Raw genomic sequence first — 20,356 nt, 5'->3', positions numbered from 1 at the left:
CGGGTGTTTGGCAGCAAGGAAATACTGGAAGCCGTGGAGCTTCTGTCCAACGAGAAGGCCATCGGCAAGGACGTGGTCTTTTCCGCCGTGGAAGCGGGCCTGGCGGCCGCACGGCGGCGGCTGCTCGCCGAGGACGTCGAGATCCGGGTGGCCATCGATCGGCATACCGGCGAGCAGGAATACTTCCGGCAATGGGAGGTCATGGAGGACGAGGCCGAGGAAATCGAGGCGCCCACCCGCCAGTTGCGCCTCGCCGAGGCCCGCCAGATCGATCCCGGGGCGGAACCCGGCGGCGTCGTGGAGAAGCCCATGGACGGCATGGACCTGGGCCATATCGGCGCCTATACGGCCAAGCACGTCATCAACCAGAAAGTGCGCGAAGCCGAGCGCGCGCTGATCCGGGAACGCTACCAGGGCCGGATCGGCGAGTTGCTGAGCGGCGTGGTCAAGCGCGTGGACCGAAACGGCGTTTACGTGGACCTGGGCGGCGGCGTCGAAGGCTTTGTTCCGCGCGAGCACATGATCCCGAGGGAGCCGATTCGCCCCCAGGACCGCGTCAAGGGCCTGCTCTACGAAGTGGCGACCGAAACCCGCGGACCGCAGTTGAAGCTTACCCGCACCAGCCCGGAATTCCTGATGGCCCTTTTCAGGGTGGAGGTTCCGGAAGTCGGGCAGGACCTGATCGAGATACTGGGCGCGGCCCGCGATCCGGGCGCGCGGGCCAAGATCGCCGTGCGTTCCAGGGAGCCCAGGATCGACCCGGTTGGGGCCTGCGTCGGCATGCGCGGATCGCGTGTGCAGGCGGTCACCAACGAGATTGCGGGCGAGCGGGTGGACATCATCCTGTGGGACGAGAACCCGGCGCAGTTCGTGGTCAACGCGATGTCGCCGGCCGACGTCGTGCAGATCATGGTGGATGAGGACCACCGCCGCATGGACATCGCCGTTTCCGAATCCATGGTTTCCCAGGCGATCGGCCGCGGCGGACAGAACATACGCCTGGCCAGCCGCCTGACCGGCTGGGAGCTGAACGCCATGACGCCCACCGAGATCGAGTCGAAGATCGAAGGGGAGAACCGCCAGCTTATCGAAATGTTCCGCGAGCAGCTGTCGGTGGGCGAAGACGTCGCCCAGGTGCTGGTGGACGAGGGAATCACCGATCTTGAGGGCATTGCCTATTCGCCGGTCGCCGAGCTTTATGCGATAGAGGAATTCGACGAACAGCTGGTGGACCAGTTGCGAGGGCGCGCGCGCGACGTGCTGCTGATGGACGCCCTGAGCCGCGAAGAGGAAATGGAGCAGGCCACCCCGGCCGACGATCTGTTCGAAGTGGAAGGCATGACCCGCGCGCTGGCGTACTCGCTGGCCGGCCAGGGCGTATCCACCCGCGAGGACCTGGCCTGGGAGGAAGCCGACTACCTGGCAGAGCATATCGAAGACCTGACTGAAGAGCTTGCCGGCCAACTGATCATGGCGGCGCGGGCGCCATGGTTTGCCGAGGAGGAGCAGCAGGAGGAGGCGCAGGCGGAAAATGACTGACCTGACTGTCGCCAAACTTGCCGAGAATCTCAAGGTGCCGGTGGAGCACCTGATGGACCAGCTTGAGCGCGCCGGGCACAGCTTCGAGGACGCCAGCCAGACTGTGCCGGACGTGGCCCGCGAAGAGTTGCTGGCCTTTCTGCGCAGCCGTCACGGGCACGGCGAGTCCGTGTCCAGGGGCTCCGCGATGCCGCGGGAAATCAGCATTACCCGCCGTGAATCGGTGGAGGTGGTGCAGGTTGACCAGGGGCGCCGCCGGGCCGTCCAGGTCGATTTTCGGCGCAAGCGGAAATTCGTGAACCGCGCGGCGCTGGAGCGCGAAGCCCTCGCGCGGCGCCAGGAGGAGGAAGCGCGCAGGCTGGAACAGGAAAGCCAGGCCGCGAAGGAAGCTGAAGAGAAGGAGAGGCAGCTCGCCGAGGAGGAGGCCCGCAAGGAGAAGGAGGAGGCCGAACGCGAGGAGGCGTTGAAGGCGCAGGCCGAGGAAGACGCCAAGAAGCAGGCGGAGGATGAGGCCGAGCTCGAGAAGGCGCAGGAACAGGCTCGCCTGGAGCGGGAGCAGGCGGAGCGACAGGCGGAGGAGAAGCGCAGGGCGGAGGCGGCCCAGGCCGCCCGGGCCCGCGAGGATACCGCACGCAAGCCGGCGAGGGCCCCCAAGGCCGCGCGATCGCGGAAAGCGCCGCCGAGAGAAGAGTTGCACGTGGCCGCCCACGTGCGCCCGCGCCGCACCCGGCGCCGCAAGGCGCGCCGGCACGCGACGGCCAAGGTGGAGAACGTCAACGCCTTCGTGCGGCCCGCCGCGCCGATCGTGCATACGGTGGAAGTGCCCGAGTCCATTACCGTGTCGGAGTTGGCGCGCCAGATGGCGGTCGGCGCGGAGAAGGTCATCGCCAAACTCATGCAGGAAGGCGTGATGGCGGGCATCAACGACACCCTGGACCAGACGACAGCGATGATCATCGTCGAGTCCATGGGCCACGAGGTCGTCGCCCAGGCCGAAGCCAACGAAGAGGCGGTCCTGCTCGAGCAGGCAGTGACGGTTTCAGGCGAGGAGGAGCCGCGCGACCCGGTCGTGACCATCATGGGCCACGTCGATCACGGCAAGACTTCGCTACTGGATTACATGCGCAGCAGCAGCGTTGCCGCCTCGGAAGCGGGCGGCATCACCCAGCACATCGGCGCTTACCGGGTGCGGACGGGCGACGGCGCGATCACCTTCCTGGACACGCCCGGCCATGCGGCCTTTACCGCCATGCGCGCGCGTGGCGCCAGCCTGACCGACATCGTTATCCTGGTCATCGCCGCCGACGACGGCGTCAAGCCGCAGACCGAGGAGGCGATCAAACACGCACAGGCGGCCGAAGTGCCCATTGTGGTTGCGATCAACAAGATCGACCTGGAAGACGCCGACCCCACCCAGGTGCGCAACCAGCTCAACGTGCTGGGCCTGGCGCCGGAGGAGTACGGCGGCGATACGCAGGTCGCCGAGATTTCGGCCGTCACCGGCGAAGGCATCGACGATCTGCTGGAGAAAGTTCTGCTGCAGGCGGATTTGCTGGAGCTCAAGGCGAAGCGCAAGGGCGGCGCCCGCGGCGTGGTGATCGAGTCGACCATCGAGACCGGCCGTGGGCCGGTGACTACGTTGCTGGTGACGGAGGGCCGTCTGCGCAAGGGCAACATTCTGCTGGCCGGAGCGGAGTTCGGACGGGTCCAGTCCCTGCGCAACGAGAGCGGCAAGCAGATCGACCATGCCACGCCTTCCGTGCCGGTCGTCGTGCAGGGTCTCTCCGGCGCCCCGGAAGCGGGCCAGGACGCGGTCGTGTTCCCGGCGGAGCGCTATGCAAGGGAACTGGCCGAATGGCGCGCGCGCGCCGCCCGCGAGCGGCAGCTTGCCCAGCGCAAGGGTCAGCCGGCTTTCTCCGGCGCATTCCCCGGCGAGGAAGAGACCCAGACCGTGCGGCTGCTGGTGAAAGCCGACGTGCGCGGCAGCGTCGAGGCGCTTTGCGACGCGCTGGCGCGCCTGAGCCGCGACGAAGTGGAGGTGGATCTCGTGTCATCCGGGGTCGGCGGCATCACCGAGTCCGACATCAACCTGGCGGCCACGTCGGAGGCTTCCGTGATCGGCTTCAACGTAAGGCTGGATCCGGGCGGACAGCAGGCGCGCAAGGCCACCGGCGTGGAGGTGCGCTACTACAGCGTGATCTATGAAGTCCTCGACGACGTGCAGGAGGTCATCAAGGGCCGCCTGGCGCCGGTGCTGCGCGAGTCCATCGTGGGCAACGCCGAAGTCCGCGAGGTGTTCCATTCGCCGAAATTCGGCGACATTGCGGGCTGTCTGGTTACCGACGGCCTGGTCAAGCGCAACAATCCCATACGCGTCCTTCGGGATGCCGTGGTGATTTTCGAGGGCGAACTCGAATCCCTGCGGCGGTTCAAGGACGATGTCGAACAGGTGCGTGCGGGAACCGAGTGTGGTATCGGCGTGCGCAACTACAAGGACGTGCGCGCAGGGGACATCATCGAGTGCTTCGAGAGCGTGGAGGAGGCCAGGACCTGACCGGCCCCCCCGGGCGCAGCAGCCGCTGACGGACGTGCCCCGCGAATTTACACGCGCGCAAAGACTTTCCGCGCGGGCTCTGCGCGTTTTCGCCACCATGACCTACTCCGAACTGCGCGACCCGCGGCTGAGCGGCGTCCAGTTCACGCACGTGGCGTTTTCGCCGGACTTGAGCGTTTGCCGCGTCTGGTACCTGCCCGGGTCCGCCGACGGGGAAACGACCGCGGCTTCCCTGAAGGCCGCGAGCGGCTACATGCGCAAGCGCCTCGGGGAGTCCTTTCGCCTTCGCCGGCAGCCGGAACTGCGGTTCGTACTCGACGAAAGCGTCGCCAGGGGCGAGGCGCTGGAGGGTCTGATCGAGGATGCCGTGCGCAGGGACCGGGCGGCCCGAAAGTGACGCCGGCCGGCCGCGGGAAGCGTGACGTAAGCGGGCTGCTGTTGCTCGACAAGCCGCCCGGAATGACATCCAACGCGGCCTTGCAGCGGGTCAGGCGCCTGTTCGCCGCCCGCAAGGCGGGGCACACGGGCAGCCTCGATCCGATCGCCACCGGAATGTTGCCGCTGTGCCTGGGCGAGGCCACGAAGTTGTCCGCATTTCTCCTCAAGGCGGAAAAGACGTACCGCGTCACCGCCCGGTTCGGGACCAGGACCGACACCGGAGACGCCGCCGGAAAGGCCATTGCCGAAACCGCGCAACGGCCGCGAGACCGGTCGCAACTCGAAGCCGTCCTGGGCCGGTTCGTCGGCGAAACCGAACAGGTTCCGCCCATGTATTCGGCGCTCAAGCACAAGGGCAGGCGGCTTTACGAGCTGGCGCGCGCCGGACAGACCGTGGAACGCGCGCCCCGGCGCATCCGCATTCGCCTGTTCGAACTGGAGGAATATTCGCCGGTGGAGGCCGTGTTCCTGGTGGCCTGTGGAGGAGGGGTGTATGTCCGCACCCTGGTTGAAGACGTCGCCGAAGCGGCCGGCTCGCTGGCCCACGTGAGCGCGCTGAGGAGGCTGGGTGTGGCGCCGTTCGAAGAATCGGGCATGGTGACCATGGACCGGGTCGAGGCCGTTGCGGCGGAGGGCTTTTCCGGGCTGGATGCGCTGCTCCTGCCCGCCGATGCCGCCGTTCCGTCTTTGCCCGCCGTACGGCTTTCCGCGAGCGAGAGTTTCCATCTGCAGCGGGGCAACCCCGTAGCCGCGGCCCGCGGGACGCGCCCGGGGCCGGTACGCCTGTACGCGAACGCTCAGGGCTTCATCGGCATCGGGGAAGCCACAATCGACGGACAGGTGGCTCCGCGCCGCCTTCTGAAACCCCGGTCGGAACATCTCCCCGGTAGCGAATAGGGCGTTCCTTGCACGCGAACCGGAGTACAATACGCCGCTCGACCAAGGGCTGAAGAATACAGGCATGCCACTTACGACAAGTGAGATCAGCGCGACCGTGCAGGAATATCAGCGCGGTTCGGCGGACACAGGGTCCCCCGAAGTGCAGGTTGCGCTGCTGTCGGCGCGCATCAATGCGTTGTCCGGCCATTTCCGGACGCACAAGCAGGATCATCATTCGCGCAGCGGCCTGCTGCGCATGGTCAATCGCCGCCGCCGGCTACTCAAGTATCTGCGGAACAAGGATCAGGAGCGTTATGCCAAGCTGATTTCCCGCCTCGGCCTGCGACGCTGAGCGACCGGGGAATGTTTGCCCGAACCACTCCGCCCATGGAGTAAGGATGGCGTGCGCACAAGGGGCGCGTCGAAACCATTGCAAGAGAGGAAGCAGTGTCAATCGTAACGAAAGAATTCCAGTACGGCAGCCACACGGTAACGCTGGAAACAGGAAAAATCGCGCGCCAGGCCGATGGCGCCGTCGTGGTGAGCATGTCGGAAACCGTCGTGCTCGTGACCGTTGTAGGCGCCAGGGAGGCCGATCCCAGCCGGGACTTCCTGCCTCTGACGGTGAACTACCAGGAAAAGACCTACTCCGCGGGCCGGATTCCCGGCAGTTTTTTCCGCCGCGAAGGACGGCCGACGGAAAAGGAAACCCTGACCTGCCGGCTCATCGACCGGCCCCTGAGGCCCATGTTCCCCAAGGGCTTTCATCACGACGTCCAGGTTATCGCCACGGTGCTGTCCACCAACCAGGAAGTCGATCCGGACATCCCCTCCATGCTGGGCGCGTTCGCGGCCATGGCCCTGTCGGGCCTGCCCTGCGCCGGGCCTATCGGAGCGGCCAGGGTGGGCTGGGTTGACGAAGAATTCGTCATCAACCCCACCGCCACCGAACTGGAGACCTCGAGGCTCAACCTCGTGGTGGCCGGCACCGAGAACGCCGTGCTGATGGTGGAATCGGAAGCGGACCTGTTGTCGGAGGAAACCATGCTGAATGCCGTGCTGTTCGGGCACGAGCAGATGCAGGCGGCGATCCGGGCGATCGGGGAGTTTGCTGCCGAGGCCGGCAAACCCGCCTGGGACTGGCAGCCGAAGGCGGAGAACGAGGATCTGGCCGCAGACGTGGACCGCATCGCCGGGAAGGATCTTTCCGCGGCGTACACGGTCACGGAGAAGACCGAGCGCAATGAGAGTCTTCGCGAAGTCCGTGCGCGGGCAATCGAGGAACTGGCCGACGACGACGCAGCGTCTTCGGAGTTGCGGGAGATTTCGGCTGCGCTCAAGAGCCTGGAGAAAGACATCGTGCGCAAGCGGGTGCTCTCGGGCGAGCCGCGTATCGACGGCCGCGACAATTTCACGGTTCGCGGTCTGGACATCGAGGTGGGCGTACTGCCCCGTACCCACGGTTCGGCATTGTTCACGCGTGGCGAAACGCAGGCCCTGGTCACCGCAACGCTTGGAACCGACCGCGACGCGCAGATCGTCGAGGGCCTGGAGGGGACCGGCCGCGACAGGTTCATGCTGCACTACAACTTCCCGCCCTACTCGGTGGGAGAAACGGGCTTCATGACCGGCCCCAAGCGGCGCGAAATCGGCCACGGGCGGCTGGCCCGGCGCGGCATAGCGGCGGTGCTTCCCAACATGGAGGAGTTTCCGTACGTGCTCCGCGTGGTCTCGGAGATCACGGAGTCGAACGGCTCCAGTTCCATGGCCAGCGTGTGCGGTTCAAGCCTCGCGCTGATGGACGCCGGCGTGAAATTGAAGGCCCCGGTTGCGGGCATTGCGATGGGCCTGGTGAAGGACGGTGACGATTACGCGGTCCTGACGGACATTCTGGGCGACGAGGATCACCTGGGCGACATGGACTTCAAGGTGGCCGGCGCCGAAGAGGGAATCAGCGCCTTGCAGATGGACATCAAGATCGACGGAATCACCAGGGACATCATGGCCGAGGCCCTGGAACAGGCCCGCACGGCGCGGTTGCACATACTGTCCGAGATGAACAAGGTGATCGCAACGTCCAGGGAGGAGATTTCCGACTGGGCGCCGTCCATCTTCACGATGCAGATCGACAGGGAGAAGATCGGCGACGTGATCGGCAAGGGCGGCGCCGTTATACGCTCGATTACCGAGGAGACCGGGGCGGAAATCAATATCGAGGACGACGGCACTGTGAAGATCGCCTCGGTCGATGGCGAGTCCGGCAGGGAAGCGCGCAGACGAGTCGAAATGATCGTTTCCGACGTCGAGGTTGGCCAGATCTATGACGGCAAGGTGGCGCGGCTGATGGACTTCGGCGCATTCGTCACGATCGTTCCGGGCAAGGACGGCCTGGTGCACATTTCGCAGATTTCCGACGAACGCGTGGACCGGGTCAGCGACCGCCTTTCCGAGGGCGACGCGGTGCGGGTGAAGGTGCTGGAAGTGGACCGCCAGGGCCGGATACGCCTGAGCATGCGCAACCTGGACGGAGAGTCGGACGACACGGCCTCGTCGCCCCCTCCGCGCAGCCGGGTCCAGGAGATCGAGGTCGGCAAGGTTTACGAGGGCACCGTGTCCAGCGTCATGGATTACGGCGCCTTCGTTACGGTGCTGCCGGGCACCGACGGTCTGGTGCATATATCCCAGATGTCCGACCGGCGCATCGAGCGCACCAGCGACGTGGTGAAGGTGGGCGACAGCGTAAGCGTGCGGGTCATGGAAGTGGACGGACGCGGGCGCATCCGCCTGACCATGCGCGGCCTCCAGGAGGGAGGCGCCGCTTCCGGCGATGACGCCGGCCGCCGCCGGCCACGCCGCCGCCGCCGCGCCCAGGGCTGACACTGCCGCAAGCCGCGCCTGCGCCGCCGGTGCGTGCGCGTTTCAGAACCGCGATGCGGTGATCCAGGTGTCGGACCGGGCCCAGGCGCGCTCAAAGTCCCGCTGAACGGCTGCGTCCGGTTTGCCTTGCGCGGCGAGCGCTTCGCGCAGCCCGAACAGTGACCAGCCGTTACGGGGATGGTCCGCCAGATCGTCGCGGTACACGCGCTCCGCATCGGCAGGGCGGCCGGCCTCGAGCAGCGCAGCGCCCAGCCAGTGGCGCGCCGCAAACGGCAACGGCTCCGGCTCGGCGAAGTCAAATTCATCTTCATGTTCGGCGGCGCGCTCGAATGTCTCGATGGCCGCGGCCAGGTCGCCGTCTTCCCGCCGAATCTCGCCGGCCAGGATTTCCGCAAGCACGCCAAGCACCAACGACGCCGGCTGGAAGCGAACCCTGGCGTCGGTGGATTCGGCAAGTTCCAGGAGCCGCGCAAGGTGCGCGCGTCCGATATTCGTCTCGCCGAGTCTTACGCCGGCGTAACCCCGCGCGAACTCCCACGCCCCGGCGGCGTAGTCGCCCCCTGGACGGCCGCCCGCTTCGGGAATCTCGTCGAAACGGCCGAACCGCACGAGCGTCAGGAGTTGCACGGACTTGTCGCCCATCAGCTTTTCGTAGTCCTTGGCGGCGCGCATCGCGACAGCGCCCTGGCCGTCGTAAGAGGCCGCGAATGACAGCATGTGCAGGTTGTGCGAGGGGTAGCTCGATACTGCCCGGGACGTTTTTGCCTTGAGGTCCGTGTGCCAGGCCTGGATGCTGGCGCGCACGCTGTCCCCCCAGCGCCCCACTTCGTTGAAGGTGTGCGACGGCATGTGGTTGATGTGGCTCGCTCCGGGAACCGAATTGCCGAGGTGCTCGGCGCAGGGTTCCGCAAGTTCCGGACGGACCGTCGATTCGGTGGCGTGTATGTAGAGGTGGCAGGCGCCCGGATGGCGGATGTCGCGCGCCAGCACGCTTTCGAGCACGGCGTGAATCCGCTTCACGGCCGGGTCTTCGAGATCGCGGTAGCCGAATCTGGGCTCGAGCAGAAACAGCGCCTCGGCGTACAGCGTCGCCGCATCGGGATCGTCCGGATACTGCTCGGACAGAGCCCGCGCCGCATCGGCGTAGGCCCGGTCCTGGACACGGCGGGTCTCGTAATCGTAATCGGCCACATAGCGGACCGAAAGCGCATCGATATAGGCCTGCTCGCGCGGACTGGCCGTGCCGCGCAGCTCGCGGGCCCTGCCGATTGCCGCATACGCATACGGCGCTTCGCGCTCCCGCATGTGAAAGTTCAGATACGAACCCCAGGCCCATGCTTCACCCCAATAGCAGATCGCGCACCCCGGGTCGGCTTTCTGCGCTTCGCGAAACGAGCGCACGGCTTCGTACTTGGCGAATGCGTACATGAACTGAAAGCCCTGATCAAAGAAGGCCTGCGCTTGGGGATTGTCCGAAGAGATCCGGTGCGAAAAGGGGCCGAGCGCCTCTGGCATGTAGGGAATCGGCTCCGCAAGCATTGCGTCCGGGTCGCCGGCCCATGGCTGTTGCGCCGATGCCGCAAGGGACACGAGCATCGCAAGCGCGGCCGCCGGCGCGGCCAGGCCCCGCCAATACGCCAATCTCCTGATTGATGCCCCCGGGAGCGCTTTGCGCCGCGCTAGCGCCTGAGTCGCGCGATCACCGGGTAGTGCGGTCCCGGTACTGCCGCTCGGCCATTTCGCGGTGCTGCTGGGCCTCCACCGACAGCGTCGCCACCGGGCGGGCCTGCAGCCGCTCCAGGCCGATTTCCTCGCCGGTTTCCTCGCAATAGCCGTAGCTGCCGTCGTTGATCCGCTCCAGGGCCGCATTGATTTTCTTGAGCAGCTTGCGCTCGCGGTCGCGCGTCCTGAGCTCCAGGCCGAATTCCGATTCCTGCGTCGCGCGGTCGCTGGGGTCGGGGAAGTTGCTGGCATCGTCGCGCATGTGATGCACCGTGCGCTCCACCTCGCCCATCAATTCCGCCTTCCAGGCAAGCAGGATCTTGCGGAAGTGCTCCAATTGGGCGTCGTTCATGTACTTCTCACCCTTCTTGGGGCGATAAGGAGCAATGCCGTGTATGAGTTGGTCTTTCATGGTCTTGCAAGCGCGCGGCATTATAGCGTTATGCGGTGTCTTCGGCGCGGTTCTCATCAATCGGCGAATCGGGGTCCCAGCCCGGCGAGCGGTGCTCTGCCGTGACCGTGGTGTAGAGTCCGCCCCGGACATTGAATCGGGCGCTGATTTGCATATGGCGCGGCCGGGTCAGCGACACCAGTTCATCGAGGATTTCGTTCGTGACCGCCTCGTGAAACGCGCCGCGGTCGCGGAACGAGTTCAGATACAGTTTCAGCGACTTGAGTTCCACGCAATGGGCATCCGGCACGTAGTCGATCACCAGCTCCGCGAAGTCCGGCTGGCCGGTCTTCGGGCACAGGCAGGTGAACTCGGGCGCGCGCACCCTGATGGTATAATTGCGGCCCGTGCGCGGGTTCGGAAAAGTCTCAAGGATGGGGTTCATGGCAGGGGAATTTACACCACTCGACCCGCCCTTGAGAACCGCAGTCAATGCGCCTTAAGAGGATCCGCCTGGCCGGTTTCAAGTCCTTCCCGGACCCGGTCAATATCGAGGTTCCCACCAAATCGCTCGCCGTAGTCGGCCCCAACGGCTGCGGAAAATCAAACATCATCGACGCGGTCCGCTGGGTGCTGGGCGAAATCTCCGCCCGCCAGCTTCGCAGCGGGGCGATGGCCGAAGTCATCTTCAACGGTTCGTCAAGGCGCACGGCGCTCGGAGCGGCGACCGTCGAGCTGCTGTTCGACAACACCGATCCCGTTGCGAATTCGAGGTTTGCGGACTACGGCGAAATCACCGTGCGGCGTACGGTGCGGCGCGACGGCATTTCCGAGTACTTTCTGAACAATTCCCGCTGCCGGCGCAAGGACATCACCCAGATGTTCGCCGGCACCGGCCTCGGCATAGGCGGTTACGCCATCATCGAGCAGAGCATGATCAACCTTCTGGTCGAGGGCCGCCCGGACGAATTGCGCGCCTATCTCGAGGAGGCGGCGGGTGTGTCGGGCTACCGGCAGAGGCGGCGCGAGACCACGCTGCGCATTGCGCGCACCCGCGAGAACCTGGAGCGGCTGGCGGAGCGGCGCGCGGAGCTGGCGAGCAGTTTGCGCCGGCTCAAGCGCCAGGCCTCGGCGGCCGGGCGCTACCGCAAGAACCTGAGCGAGAAGAGACAGGTGCAGGCGCAACGCCTTTCGCTGGACGTTCGCGAACTGGATCGGCTGCTCGAGCAGAAGAAGGTCGATGCCCGCACGCGGGAAACGCAGCTGGCACGGGTCGAAGCGGAGCACCGGGGCCTGGAGGCCCGCATGCTCTCCGCGCGCGAGCAGCAGACGGAGGCGCAGGCGGCTTTTGACGAGGCCAACCGCGCGTATTACGAACTGCAGGCGGAAATAGCGGGCCTTGAGGATACCGTCGGCACCCAACAGGCGCTGGGCCGCGAGCGTGAGGCCGAACTGACGCAACTGGCTGAAAGGCTTGAGGAATTGCGTACCGAACTCAAGGAGGAAGCGGGCGCTCGCGAGCGGCGCAAGGCCATGCTTGCCGAGCTGGAGCCGGAACTCAGGGCGGCGCGGGAGGAAGAGGCCGACCTGCGTGCTCGATCCGAACAGGCCGTGGACCGCCAGTCGCGTTGGGAAGCGGACCGGCATGCGGCGGAAATGCGCCTTCAGTCGCTGCGCCAGGAGCGTGAGATTCTGCTGCGCGAGCGGCTGGCCGGCCTCGTATCGCTGCAGGAGGCCGCGCGCCGGCGCAGTGGCGAAAAGGCCGCCGAATGGCTGAACAGGAGCGGTCTGGCGGAACGCCCCCGCCTGTCCCAGAAACTCAAGGTATCGCGCCGATGGCGCGGCGCCGTGGAACTGGTGCTGGGGGATTTTGTCGAGGCCACCCGCGTGGACGCCCTCGAGTCCCTGGCACGGGCCGATGAACTGGCGCCCGGCCTCATGCTGGTGGAAGGCGGCGAGACTTTCGCGGAGCGCGGGACGCTTCTGGGCGAGGTGCGGGGAGCGGGCGCCGCAGCCGGATGGCTCGCCACGGTTCGGACCGCGCCGGATGTGCCCACTGCGCTTTCGATGATTGCGGATCTGGTCAAGGGCGAGTCCGTGATCACCCCGCAGGGCGTGTGGCTTGGCCGGGGCTGGTTGCGGGTTGCCGGCCGCAAGGGCGAGGGCGCGCTGGAACGCGAGGAGGAGATCGCCGCATTGAGAAAGGTCCTGGAGGATACGGACGACTATGCGGCGCCTGTCCTGGATATTTCCCACGGAAAATCTGCCCGGGCCGATTTGCAGGCCCGCCTTGAGCAACTCAACAAGGACCTGAAGACCGCCGGCGCCGAACAGAAGTCGGTTGCGGACCGCAAGCCCGATGCGGCCCAGGACATACAGGCGATGCGGGAGCGGACCGCCGCAGCGCGCGAGCGCAGCCGCAGTCTGGAGCGCCGCGAGGCGGAGCTCAGGTCGCAGCGCCAGGCGGCGCTTCGGTCCTGCGAACGCATCGCTGCGGACATCGACGATATCGAAGGACGGATCGGGCGGCTCAGGAGCCTGCGCGAGCAGTCGATCGAGGCGCTGGACAGGGCCCGGGAAGACCTGAAGTCCTCGCTCAGACGCAAGCCCCGCATCGACCGGAGCCTGAACGAGGCCCGGAAGTCGCGCGAACAGGCCGACAGCACGCTGGCCGCTGCGGAATCGGGACGCGCGGCAATTCAGCGGCGGCTGGCCGAGAAGCGGGAACAACTCGGCGAGTCGCGCGTGGAGCAAAGGGAAATCGAGGTCAGGCGCGATGGCCTCGCGGAACAGATGGACGCGACCGGCCATGAACTCGAGGAGGTACTCAAGGAACTGCCGGCGGACCTGAGCGCCGAAGAGCTGGACCTGCAACTGGAAAAGATCGAACGGCGGATCGAACGGATCGGTCCGGTCAACATGGCGGCCGAGCAGGAACTGGGCGAACTGAAGGAACGCAAGGAATACCTCGATTCGCAGCACGATGACCTGACCGGCGCCCTGGAAACGCTGGAGAACACGATGCGGCGGATCGACCGCGAGACCCGCACGCGGCTGAAGGAGACTGGCGAGGCCGTGAGCAAGGGCTTCGACGTGAACTTCGCGCGGCTGTTCGGCGGCGGACGGGCCGGCCTGGTTTTCGAAGGCGACGATATCCTGACTGCGGACATCCGGTTCATGGTGCATCCTCCGGGCAAGCGCAACGTGCGCGTCAGCCAGCTGTCCGGCGGTGAGAAATCGCTGGCGGCCATCGCCTTCCTGGTTGCCGTGATTCAGCTGAACCCGGCGCCGTTCTGCATGCTCGACGAAGTGGACGCGGCGCTGGACGACGTCAACGTCGTGAAGTTCTGCGAATTGATCGGCGAGATGTCGCAGTCCGTCCAATGCCTGGTGGTAACGCACAACAAGAGCACGATGCAGGCCGTCGACTACCTGCTGGGCGTGACCATGCAGGAGCCCGGTATATCGCGAATCGTCACCGTCGACCTTGAAGAGGCCGTGCGTCTTGCCGCCGCCTGACCGGCCCGCACGACCGTCTCCCGCAAGCAAGGAAGAAAGGGCAGAGTGGCTGCGGGCGGAAATCCACCGCCACAACCGTCTGTACCATGAACAGGACGATCCCGAAATACCCGATTCCGACTACGACGCGCTCTATCGGGAATTGCACGAGCTGGAGGAAGCGCACCCGGATCTCGTAACCCCCGATTCGCCCACCCAATCCGTGGGTTCGCGCCCCAGCGAGGCCTTTGCACCGGTCGAGCATGGCGCGCGCATGCTGTCGCTGGAGAACGTCTTCGATGGCGAAGAGCTGGAGGAGTTCGATCGCCGCCTGGCCGGCCTTCTGGACGAGGAGGCCGAACGGCGATATTCCGCCGAGCCCAAGCTGGACGGCGTTGCCCTGAGCCTGTTGTACGAGAGCGGCCGTCTGGTGCGTGCGGCCACGCGCGGCGACGGCCGTGTGGGGGAGAACGTCACCCATACGGCCCGCACCATAGCGTCGGTTCCCGATCGGCTGACGGGCGGCGATGTCCCGGAGCGTATCGAAGTGCGGGGTGAGGTTTTCATGCCGCTAAGCGGTTTTGAGGCATACAACAGGAAAGCGGAACAGGAGGGCGAGAAGGCCCTCGTCAATCCGCGCAACGCCGCCGCGGGCGCGCTTCGACAGAAGGACCCCGGGGAAGCCGCCCGAAGAAGCCTCGATTTCTTTGCCCATGGCGTGGGCCGCGCGGTCGATGTGCCCGCCGTGGCGCGGCAGTCGGAGTTGCTTGAAGCGATGGCGTCCTGGGGCCTCAAGGTTTGTCCGGAAACCGAGAGCGTTATCGGTGCGTCCGGATGCCTCGCTTACTACGAACGGATTGCCGCCCTTCGCGAGAGCTTCGATTATGCTCTGGACGGCGTCGTGTACAAGCTGGAGCGCTTCGATCTGCGCGATCAGGCCGGCGCCTCCTCGCACGCGCCGCGCTGGGCCGTGGCGCAGAAGTTTCCCGCCGAGGAAAAGCTGACGAGCGTGCGCGCCATCGAGTACCAGGTGGGCCGTACCGGCGCGCTGACGCCCGTGGCGCGGCTCGAACCGGTATTCGTGGGCGGCGCAACGGTGAGTAACGCGACCTTGCACAACTACGGAGAACTGCTGCGCAAGGACGTGCGCGCGGGCGACACCGTGGTGGTCCGGCGAGCCGGCGACGTGATTCCCGAGGTCGTGCGCTCGCTGCCCGACCGCCGGCAGGGCGATCCGCCCGTGCCGCCGCTTCCCGGTCGCTGCCCTGAGTGTTCCTCGGAGGTCGTGCGTCCCGAGGACGAGGCCGTGGCCCGCTGCACGGGCGGTCTGATCTGCCCGGCGCAACGCCGCCAGGCCCTGATGCACTTTGCGTCCCGAGGCGCTATGGATATCGAGGGCCTGGGCGAGGTGCTGGTGGGACAACTGGTCGATCGGGGAATGGCGAAGAATCCGGCTGACCTGTACGCGCTGTCGAGGGAACAGCTCAACGAGCTGGAACGCATGGCGGACAAGTCGTCCGCGAACCTGCTGGGCGCTATCGAAGACAGCAAATCGACGACGCTGGCCCGTTTCCTCTTCGCGCTGGGGATCCGGGACGTCGGCCGGGTCACGGCCGCTTCGCTGGCGCGGCACTTCGGCAGCCTGGAAGCCTTGCGCAACGCGGACGAGGAAGCGCTGCAGGAAGTGCCGGACGTGGGTGAGATCGTGGCCCGACGGGTGAGCGAGTTCTTTCGGCACGGCGACAACCTGAGGGTGATCGCCGAGCTGAAGCGCCACGGCGTGCAGTGGCCCGAAGCGGAAGCAGCGCCCGCGGCATCCGCCGGACCGTTGCGCGGCAAGACCCTGGTCCTTACCGGGACGCTTGCAGGAATGACCCGCGATGAAGCGCGCGAGAGGATCGTCGGCGCGGGCGGGCGGGTCACCGCCAGCGTGTCGAAGAAGACCGACTATCTGGTTGCCGGCGCCAATCCCGGCAGCAAACGCGACAAGGCCGAGAAGCTGGGCGTCGAGGTGCTGGATGAGGAGAAACTTCTCGGGCTGCTCCAGGGGGATCCGGCTTAAGACTGGAGCGTCCGCCGGCGTTGCGGTCGGCGATTCAAGCTGTCACACTACCTCTCGAAAGAAACCCCACAGGGGCGTTTGAGGTGAAGATTCTTCTTGGAGTGAATGTCGATCACGTGGCTACCTTGCGCCAGGCGCGGGGAACCGCGTATCCGGATCCGGTGGAAGCCGCGCGGCAGGCGCTGGATTCCGGCGCCGACTACATTACGGTGCACCTGCGCGAGGACCGGCGCCACATCCAGGACCGCGACGTTGCGCGCCTGATCGACTCGCCGGACGTGCGGGTGAACCTGGAGATGGCCGCCACGGAGGAAATGCTCGCGCTCGCCGAACGATGGCGTCCCGAGGATTGCTGCCTGGTGCCCGAGCGGCGCCGGGAACTCACCACCGAGGGCGGACTGGATGTTCGGGCGCAAGCCGAAGCGCTTGCCGGCGCTTGTGCGCGACTGGCGGCAGCCGGCGTGCGGGTATCGCTGTTCGTCGATCCCGACGAGGCGCAGTTGCGCGCCGCGGCCGAGGCCGGAGCGCCGGTGGTCGAATTGCACACGGGCGTCTACGCGGACGCCCCCGACGCGGCGGCCCGGGCGGAGGAACTGGCCCGTGTCCGCAGCGCCGCCGCGGTCGCGGCCGGGCTGGGACTGGTGGTTAACGCCGGGCACGGCCTTCATTACGAAAACACGGCGGCGGTGGCGGCGATCGGGGAGATTGCCGAACTCAATATCGGTCATGCTATCGTTGCCCAGGCGATATTTGATGGTTTCCCCGGGGCCGTAAGGCGAATGAAAGACCTTATGGAAGCGGCCCGCGGGTAGGGGTGGCGACGATGATTTACGGAATCGGGACGGACCTGCTGCGGATCGATCGCGTCGAACGCGTATACAGGCGGTTCGGCGACCGTTTTGTCCGCCGCGTGCTGATGGATTCCGAGCAGCGCGAATTCGCCGCCACAAAGAGGCCTGCACGTTTTCTGGCCATGCGGTTCGCCGCCAAGGAGGCGATCGTAAAGGCGCTGGGCACGGGATTTCGCCACGGAATGTGGGTCCGCGACTCCGGAGTGCGACATGACCGCAGGGGCCGCCCGGAAATCATTTTTTCGCCTCGCGGCAAGGCTGCGTGCGCTGCCGCCGGGGTCAGCGGCGGGTATCTGAGTTTGACGGATGAGGCCGGCCTGGTTGTGGCGACGGCGATATTGGTGTCGGGGGAAAGCGGATGAGTGCGAAGCTGGTTCTTGATATTGAAACGGTCCCGGACGCCGAAATGGGGCGGGGGCTGTACGGACTGGACGACCTGGACGAGGGCGAGGTGATGCGCGCCATGCTGCATCACTATCAGCAACGCACCGGCCTGGAGTTCCTTCCTCCGATTCAGCACAAGGTGGTGGCGATCGGTGTCGTGCTTCGCAACGACGAAGGGGTGCGGCCACTGGTGCTCGGTAATGAGGATGCCAAGGAATCCGAACTGATCATGCGTTTTTTCCGCGGGCTCGGGCACTACGTTCCCGACCTGGTAACCTGGAACGGGGCCGCTTTCGACCTGCCGGTGCTGAACTTTCGCGCCCTTCGCCACGAGATTCAGGCCAAGAACTACTGGGAAACCGGAGTGAACGACCGGGCCTTCCGCTTCAACAACTACTTGTCGCGTTTCCACTGGCGTCACACCGACCTGATGGATGCGCTGTCGGGCTTTCAGGGCCGCGGGCGGCCCAGTCTGCGCGAAGCCTGCGCGCTGCTCGGCTTGCCGGGCAAGAACCTGATGGAAGGATCGAGCGTCATGGAAGCTTACCTTGAAGGGAGGATCGGCGACATTCGACGCTATTGTCTCGAAGACGCGCTGAATACCTATCTCGTGTCCATCCACTTCGACTACCTGCGGGGGAACCTGTCGCAGGACAGCCTGGATGATGAATACGGATTGCTGATCGATGTGCTCAAGGCAAGCGGCGAACAGCACCTGACGGAGTTTGCCCACAAGCTGGAGGCCGAACCCGAGGATCAGAAAGAGGACGCCGGCGTGGAATCTGCCGGGGACTCGGACTCGGATGAAGATCAGCCCGCTGCGGACCCGCAGCCGGGAGAAGCCGCCAGGGAAGAATCGGCGACCGTTCACTGAGTCACACGAACGATGGCGGCCGAAATCCTCATCGGGATATCGCGGCAAACCCTGCAGTTCCTCGAGGGCGGCAAGGTTGTCGGTGAATGGCCCGTATCCACGTCCCGTTACGGTCCCGGCGAACTGACCGACAGCATGGGAACGCCCCGCGGCCGGCATCGCATCCGGGCCTGCATCGGGGACGGGCAGTCGCCGGGCGCGGTCTTCGTGGGCCGTCGCGCAACCGGCGAGATCTACACCGAGGAACTGGCCAGGCAACACCCCGGCAGGGACTGGGTGCTCAGCCGGATCCTGTGGCTGTGCGGTGAACAGCCCGGATACAACAGGCTCGGCCGCGTGGACAGCATGCGCCGCTATATCTACATTCACGGCACGCCCGATTCGGAACCGATGGGCGTGCCGCGCTCGCACGGCTGCGTGCGGATGCGCAATGCCGACGTAATTTCGCTGTTCGATCTGGTCGGCCCCGGTTGCCGCGTCGACATCCGGCCATAGGAGAGCGGGAGTTGGGCCCGCTCATGATCGATCTCGAGGGCCTGGCCCTTTCAGCGGCCGAGGCGCAGCTGCTTCGCCACCGCGCGGTCGGCGGCGTCATCCTGTTCAGCCGCAACTACCAGCACCCGGGCCAGGTGCGCAGCCTGGTTGCCGCCATTCGATCCGCCGCCGGGCGTCCGGTGCTCGTCGCCATCGACCAGGAGGGCGGCCGGGTCCAGCGCATGCGATCGGGCTTTTCGGCCCTGCCGCCGGCCCGCATTCTCGGCGAGGTGCACGATTCCGATCCCGGCCGGGCCCTGGAAATGGCCCGCGCCCGCGGCCGCTTGCTGGCGCTGGAACTGGATGCGGTCGGCATCGATTTCAGCTTTGCGCCGGTCGTGGACGTGGACCACGGCAGGAGCGACGTGATCGGCGACCGCGCCCTGCACGGCGATCCCGAAGTCGTGTCGATTCTCGGCTCGGCCCTTGTACGGGGCGCCGCCTCCGCCGGCATGGCCTGCGTGGCCAAGCACTTTCCGGGCCACGGCTGGGTGGCGGCCGATTCCCACGTCGAGATGCCGGTGGACGAGCGGGACTACTCCGCATTGCTTGCCGATCTCTTGCCCTTCGAGCGGCTGTTCGCGGCCGGCGCGCGCGCGGTCATGACCGCGCATGTGCAGTATCCCGCGGTGGACGATCCCACACCCTGCTATTCGAGCCGATGGATGCGCGAAGAGCTGCGCCGGCGCATGGGTTTTTCCGGGGCGATCTTTGCCGACGATCTTTCCATGCATGGGGCGGGACAGGCCGGCGATCTCGGACAACGCGTGGAGGCCGCCCTGGAGGCCGGTTGCGACATGCTGCCGATCTGCAACGACCCCAAGGGCGTGCGCGAACTCCTGAAGGACTGGCGCTACGCGGACCGCCCCAATTCCGCGGCCCGCCTCGCCCGCCTGCGCCGCGCCGCTTGATGGCGATTGACGGGCTGGCGCTGATTTCCGGTGCTCCACCGGAGAGGCTGGGCATGGGTCCGCCGACAAGCACGGCGCCGACGGGAAATCAGCCCTATGGTCCGCCCTCGGCCCCGATCGAGATTCGGCAACTCAATCGGGTTCCGGTTCTCTACCTGAACAGGCACGGCGCGGACTATGCGATTGCGCCCCATCGGATCAACTATCGCGCCAACCTCAAGGCCCTGGCCGAGGCAAGCGCCAGGCGCATTCTGGGCATTCATTCGGTGGGCGGTATCGTCGCGGAAGCCGTCCCCGGCGCCGTCGTCATACCGCATGACCTGATCGACTACACCCACTCGCGCGAGACCAGCTTCGCGCAGGACGGCGCGGGCAAGAGCGCGTTCGTCGAGTTCTCGAACCCTTTCGACGCGGAGATGCGCAAGGGCCTGGTCGCGGCCGCCGAAGGCACGGACTGCACTTTGCGGGGCGTCTATGGAGTCATGCAGGGTCCACGGCTGGAAACCGCCGCGGAAATCGACCGACTGGAGCAGGACGGATGCACGCTGGTGGGCATGACCCTGATGCCGGAGGCGGTGCTGGCGCGCGAACTGGGCATACCCTACGTTTCGCTGTCACTGGTGACCAACTATGCGGCCGGCCGCAACAGGGAGGGCGAAACGGCCGGCATCATCGAACAGCACGCCGCCTGGCTGGATACCGGCCTCGAGCGCGCCCGGGAACTGCTGCTCCGCTGGCTCACCGAACCGCGCGCGCACCCACGGTAGCGCCTTTGTGTGCCTCGTTCTCGCGGGAACGTTGGAGCAGGACAGCGAGAATCGAGCCAGGATGGCGCTTCCAGC

The 20,356-nt window shown here is 66.2% G+C and carries 17 protein-coding genes; 14 read left to right on the top strand and 3 right to left on the bottom strand.

Features of this window, described 5'->3' with window-relative positions; translation table 11 throughout:
• Positions 1 to 3 precede the first annotated feature (3 nt).
• The 6 genes from nusA to pnp all read left to right on the top strand — a co-directional run bounded on the left by nusA (position 4) and on the right by pnp (position 8,287).
• Complete coding sequence (gene nusA / locus F4036_04335) at positions 4 to 1,539, top strand: transcription termination/antitermination protein NusA (GenBank protein MYK36972.1); 1,536 nt, start codon at positions 4 to 6, stop codon at positions 1,537 to 1,539.
• Positions 1,532 to 4,093: a translation initiation factor IF-2 gene (infB, locus tag F4036_04330; protein MYK36971.1), complete on the top strand. Its 2,562-nt coding sequence runs from the start codon at positions 1,532 to 1,534 to the stop codon at positions 4,091 to 4,093. Before nusA ends, infB begins: the two co-directional genes overlap by 8 nt.
• Positions 3,978 to 4,490 (top strand): 30S ribosome-binding factor RbfA, encoded by a 513-nt coding sequence (gene rbfA / locus F4036_04325; GenBank protein MYK36970.1) that lies wholly within the window; start codon positions 3,978 to 3,980, stop codon positions 4,488 to 4,490. Before infB ends, rbfA begins: the two co-directional genes overlap by 116 nt.
• Positions 4,487 to 5,428 carry a tRNA pseudouridine(55) synthase TruB gene (truB, locus tag F4036_04320; protein MYK36969.1) on the top strand — a complete coding sequence of 314 codons (942 nt, stop codon included), beginning with the start codon at positions 4,487 to 4,489 and terminating at the stop codon, positions 5,426 to 5,428. Before rbfA ends, truB begins: the two co-directional genes overlap by 4 nt.
• Before the next feature lie 64 nt (positions 5,429 to 5,492).
• Complete coding sequence (gene rpsO, locus F4036_04315) at positions 5,493 to 5,762, top strand: 30S ribosomal protein S15 (GenBank protein ID MYK36968.1); 270 nt, start codon at positions 5,493 to 5,495, stop codon at positions 5,760 to 5,762.
• A 95-nt stretch (positions 5,763 to 5,857) separates the two neighbouring features.
• Positions 5,858 to 8,287: a polyribonucleotide nucleotidyltransferase gene (gene pnp / locus F4036_04310; GenBank protein MYK36967.1), complete on the top strand. Its 2,430-nt coding sequence runs from the start codon at positions 5,858 to 5,860 to the stop codon at positions 8,285 to 8,287.
• A 42-nt stretch (positions 8,288 to 8,329) separates the two neighbouring features.
• Here the strand turns inward: pnp and F4036_04305 are convergent, their stop codons facing one another.
• Genes F4036_04305 through queF form a run of 3 tightly spaced genes read right to left on the bottom strand, consistent with a single transcriptional unit; the run spans position 8,330 to position 10,845 of the window.
• A complete protein-coding gene (locus F4036_04305; GenBank protein ID MYK36966.1) occupies positions 8,330 to 9,928 on the bottom strand; it encodes a hypothetical protein in 1,599 nt (532 codons plus the stop codon).
• Positions 9,929 to 9,986: 58 nt separating this feature from the next.
• Positions 9,987 to 10,421, bottom strand: a complete 435-nt coding sequence (dksA, locus tag F4036_04300) for an RNA polymerase-binding protein DksA (GenBank protein ID MYK36965.1) — start codon at positions 10,419 to 10,421, stop codon at positions 9,987 to 9,989.
• 28 nt (positions 10,422 to 10,449) lie between these two features.
• The gene (gene queF / locus F4036_04295; GenBank protein MYK36964.1) at positions 10,450 to 10,845 is read right to left on the bottom strand and encodes an NADPH-dependent 7-cyano-7-deazaguanine reductase QueF; all 396 of its coding nucleotides are present in this window, start codon (positions 10,843 to 10,845) and stop codon (positions 10,450 to 10,452) included.
• Positions 10,846 to 10,892: 47 nt separating this feature from the next.
• Between queF and F4036_04290 the strand changes: the two genes are divergently transcribed.
• The 8 genes from F4036_04290 to F4036_04255 all read left to right on the top strand — a co-directional run bounded on the left by F4036_04290 (position 10,893) and on the right by F4036_04255 (position 20,281).
• A complete protein-coding gene (locus tag F4036_04290) occupies positions 10,893 to 13,919 on the top strand; it encodes an AAA family ATPase (GenBank protein ID MYK36963.1) in 3,027 nt (1,008 codons plus the stop codon).
• A complete protein-coding gene (gene ligA / locus F4036_04285) occupies positions 13,906 to 15,960 on the top strand; it encodes an NAD-dependent DNA ligase LigA (GenBank protein MYK36962.1) in 2,055 nt (684 codons plus the stop codon). The genes F4036_04290 and ligA overlap by 14 nt, the downstream gene beginning before the upstream one ends.
• Before the next feature lie 83 nt (positions 15,961 to 16,043).
• The gene (pdxJ, locus tag F4036_04280) at positions 16,044 to 16,772 is read left to right on the top strand and encodes a pyridoxine 5'-phosphate synthase (protein MYK36961.1); all 729 of its coding nucleotides are present in this window, start codon (positions 16,044 to 16,046) and stop codon (positions 16,770 to 16,772) included.
• 11 nt (positions 16,773 to 16,783) lie between these two features.
• Positions 16,784 to 17,173: a holo-ACP synthase gene (locus tag F4036_04275; protein MYK36960.1), complete on the top strand. Its 390-nt coding sequence runs from the start codon at positions 16,784 to 16,786 to the stop codon at positions 17,171 to 17,173.
• Entirely contained in the window at positions 17,170 to 18,069 is a 900-nt protein-coding gene (locus tag F4036_04270) for a 3'-5' exonuclease (protein ID MYK36959.1), read from the top strand. The genes F4036_04275 and F4036_04270 overlap by 4 nt, the downstream gene beginning before the upstream one ends.
• Positions 18,070 to 18,081: 12 nt before the next feature.
• Positions 18,082 to 18,564 carry a L,D-transpeptidase gene (locus F4036_04265; GenBank protein ID MYK36958.1) on the top strand — a complete coding sequence of 161 codons (483 nt, stop codon included), beginning with the start codon at positions 18,082 to 18,084 and terminating at the stop codon, positions 18,562 to 18,564.
• A gap of 23 nt (positions 18,565 to 18,587) precedes the next feature.
• Positions 18,588 to 19,514: a beta-N-acetylhexosaminidase gene (gene nagZ / locus F4036_04260; GenBank protein ID MYK36957.1), complete on the top strand. Its 927-nt coding sequence runs from the start codon at positions 18,588 to 18,590 to the stop codon at positions 19,512 to 19,514.
• Positions 19,511 to 20,281, top strand: coding sequence for an S-methyl-5'-thioinosine phosphorylase (locus F4036_04255; protein ID MYK36956.1), 771 nt, complete (start codon positions 19,511 to 19,513; stop codon positions 20,279 to 20,281). The genes nagZ and F4036_04255 overlap by 4 nt, the downstream gene beginning before the upstream one ends.
• Positions 20,282 to 20,356 lie beyond the last annotated feature (75 nt).

This window comes from Gammaproteobacteria bacterium, from assembly GCA_009845905.1.
Lineage (GTDB): Bacteria > Pseudomonadota > Gammaproteobacteria > Steroidobacterales > Foliamicaceae > Foliamicus.
The sequence above is the reverse complement of the archived record's forward strand: the minus strand, read 5'-3'. Positions and strand labels throughout refer to the sequence as shown.

Excerpts from the sequence above, each read along its gene's own strand:
- nagZ (MYK36957.1), top strand. The coding sequence starts at position 18,588 with ATGATCGATCTCGAGGGCCTGGCCCTTTCAGCGGCCGAGGCGCAGCTG.
- F4036_04270 (MYK36959.1), top strand. The coding sequence starts at position 17,170 with ATGAGTGCGAAGCTGGTTCTTGATATTGAAACGGTCCCGGACGCCGAA.
- dksA (MYK36965.1), bottom strand. The coding sequence starts at position 10,421 with ATGAAAGACCAACTCATACACGGCATTGCTCCTTATCGCCCCAAGAAG.
- rbfA (MYK36970.1), top strand. The coding sequence starts at position 3,978 with ATGTCGAACAGGTGCGTGCGGGAACCGAGTGTGGTATCGGCGTGCGCA.
- F4036_04265 (MYK36958.1), top strand. The coding sequence starts at position 18,082 with ATGGCGGCCGAAATCCTCATCGGGATATCGCGGCAAACCCTGCAGTTC.
- F4036_04290 (MYK36963.1), top strand. The coding sequence starts at position 10,893 with ATGCGCCTTAAGAGGATCCGCCTGGCCGGTTTCAAGTCCTTCCCGGAC.
- F4036_04275 (MYK36960.1), top strand. The coding sequence starts at position 16,784 with ATGATTTACGGAATCGGGACGGACCTGCTGCGGATCGATCGCGTCGAA.
- queF (MYK36964.1), bottom strand. The coding sequence starts at position 10,845 with ATGAACCCCATCCTTGAGACTTTTCCGAACCCGCGCACGGGCCGCAAT.
- infB (MYK36971.1), top strand. The coding sequence starts at position 1,532 with ATGACTGACCTGACTGTCGCCAAACTTGCCGAGAATCTCAAGGTGCCG.
- rpsO (MYK36968.1), top strand. The coding sequence starts at position 5,493 with ATGCCACTTACGACAAGTGAGATCAGCGCGACCGTGCAGGAATATCAG.